Annotated in this window: 3 protein-coding genes; all 3 read right to left on the bottom strand. The window is 37.2% G+C overall.

What is annotated here, in order from left to right; translation table 11 throughout:
* A partial coding sequence (locus tag Q1553_RS07675) for a phosphocholine cytidylyltransferase family protein (protein ID WP_300842878.1) occupies nucleotides 1-533 on the bottom strand: 533 nt, incomplete at its 3' end.
* A 145-nt stretch (nucleotides 534-678) separates the two neighbouring features.
* Nucleotides 679-1,644: a CDP-glycerol glycerophosphotransferase family protein gene (locus tag Q1553_RS07670; RefSeq protein WP_245944241.1), complete on the bottom strand. Its 966-nt coding sequence runs from the start codon at nucleotides 1,642-1,644 to the stop codon at nucleotides 679-681.
* A complete protein-coding gene (locus Q1553_RS07665; RefSeq protein WP_115551722.1) occupies nucleotides 1,641-2,114 on the bottom strand; it encodes a hypothetical protein in 474 nt (157 codons plus the stop codon). Before Q1553_RS07665 ends, Q1553_RS07670 begins: the two co-directional genes overlap by 4 nt.
* Nucleotides 2,115-2,215 lie beyond the last annotated feature (101 nt).

The following is a 2,215-nucleotide window of genomic DNA, read 5'->3' as shown; positions in this document are numbered from 1 at the left end:
TGCCCCTCTATCTCCTCATAACTCTTAGGCTTTTTGCCAAGCTCTATGACTTTGCCCTCTCTTATTTTTAATGTCTCTGCGTCCAAAAGAGGATTTTCAAATCGCTTCTCCCACAATGTGCGCCAATTTTTATCCACCACGATACTTAAAGGCTCATCAGATTGCATTAATGAACGCACAATCTCTGCGCTATACACAATATCCGCATATGAAATAATCAAATCTTGCTTGTGTGTGATACAAGATTCTATAAACTCCCTTGCACAAAAGAGCGTTTGCACCATATTTGTTTTATTAAATTCAAGATTTTGATAAATATTTTTTATGTTAAATTGTGATTCCACATAGTTTTTTAAAACTGCAAATAAATATCCGCCCACCACTGCAATTTCCTTAATCCCAGCGTCTTTTAAAGCCCCGATTTCATAATCAATGAGCTTTTTGCCGCAATATTCCACCATACACTTTGGATTCTCTTGCGTAAGAGGCATTAGCCTTGAACCAAATCCCGCCGCTAAAATCATTGCTTTCATAACTTTCCTTGTAAAATTTTATCAATTTGCTCTACAATAGCCTCTTCTGAATGCCCTACATTATAAATTGCTTCGTTTCTAAATTTCTCTATCCTTTCAAAATCTTGTGCAAAGTCTAATGCCTTAAGCCGCTCTTTTATTTCTGTTAAACTGCGACATATCCCCCCCCCCCCGCACTTATTTGATTAGCATATTCCGTGATCGGATTTTGCATTTTTAATGGGGAGAAAAATAGACTAGGACGCAAAGTGCTGAAAGAATAAGTAAAAGCCGCCGTGGAAATATCGGTGATAAAAAGCTCACTGAAATTATGAAACGCATTGCCCAATGCCTCATCAAACTTCACGCGCGCCTCTCCCGCCCATTTAGCTTTGATAAGTTGGTAAAAGGGGTGTTTGTTTTGAAAATTCATCGGGTGAGCGCGAAAAGAAATATTATAATCTGTATTTTCTAGCAAAGATTCTACCATCATATTTTCAAATCCGCTCAAAAGATTGTTATTTGCATTACTTCCTGTGCCATAGCGCAGGCTAGGAGCATAGGTAATCGTATTGCTCGGCTTATAATCATAGGCAAAAATTGCATTATCTAGCTTAGGATAGCCGCTCTCTAGTAGCTTAACCTTGCTTTTAGGCAATGCCTTCTTAAATTCTTTCATTGCGACTTTTGATGGCACTAAAATATAATCCACTACCTCACAAGCTCCTGTTTGCTCTATCAAACTATGTGGAAAATAAATGCGCTTGGCTGTGGTGCTTAAAAATGTCCTATCAATCTTGCCATTCTCATAACCCACTTGATCGGCAGTCAATATCAAATCAATCCCGCTAATATCGGTATTTAAATAATAAGTTTGTCCATTTTCTGTGATACGCCAAGGAAAGAAGACATTATGATGCCCACTTCTTTCAAACTCATCTTTTAATTCTCGTTCTACTATCGTGATGACATTATATTTTTCCTTTAAGCGAGTGATTAAGTTGCCATAGTGCTTGCGATAAGTAGGATAATAAGAAATGACTAGGATATTAGGACGCTCTTTGCTCAAATGCGATTCTATGTTGGATTTTGCCATTTGGATAAACTGATTTATTTGTGCTTCTACGCTCATATCATCTCTCCATTTACCACTTCTTGGATTCTTTTTGTTTTTTCTTGTTTCAACTTTGGATATTGCAAAATGGATTCTTTAAGCTCTTTTAACGAATAAACACAATGTGTTGAGGATTGGATTAAAGAAAAATATTTATCCTCCGCCGGAAAAGAAACGCTAGTGAAACCAAAAAAGCATAAAATGCTAGGATTCTGTGTCCATAGGGCGTATTTTAAAGCAATGTTTGAAATATCACTCACGCATAAATCTATACTTTTGGGGGCGACTTTCGCCCAGGTAATAGAATCCTTAAAAATCTCCAAAATAGAATCTTTCACCGCCTTATCTGTCTTAATATTTGGCAGATAAAATACCTTTTGCTTCATACTGACTAAAGCTTCTAATATCAAAACATCAAACCCGCAAGCGACATTCCTATGTAAATCATCACTCGCCTCCCTGCTGCTTGGTGCATATAAAATTTTCATTCCTTCTCCTTTCTTATTGTTACAATTTTTAGCCACTCATCAAAGCTTTGATTCTGCCCCTCTTGCGCTTGCATTCCTCCCTCTCGTTCAATATGCCACAT

Origin of the sequence: Helicobacter sp. UBA3407, from assembly GCF_949747025.1 — a bacterium.
Lineage (GTDB): Bacteria > Campylobacterota > Campylobacteria > Campylobacterales > Helicobacteraceae > Helicobacter_D > Helicobacter_D ganmani.
This window is presented reverse-complemented; position numbering and strand designations above follow the sequence as displayed.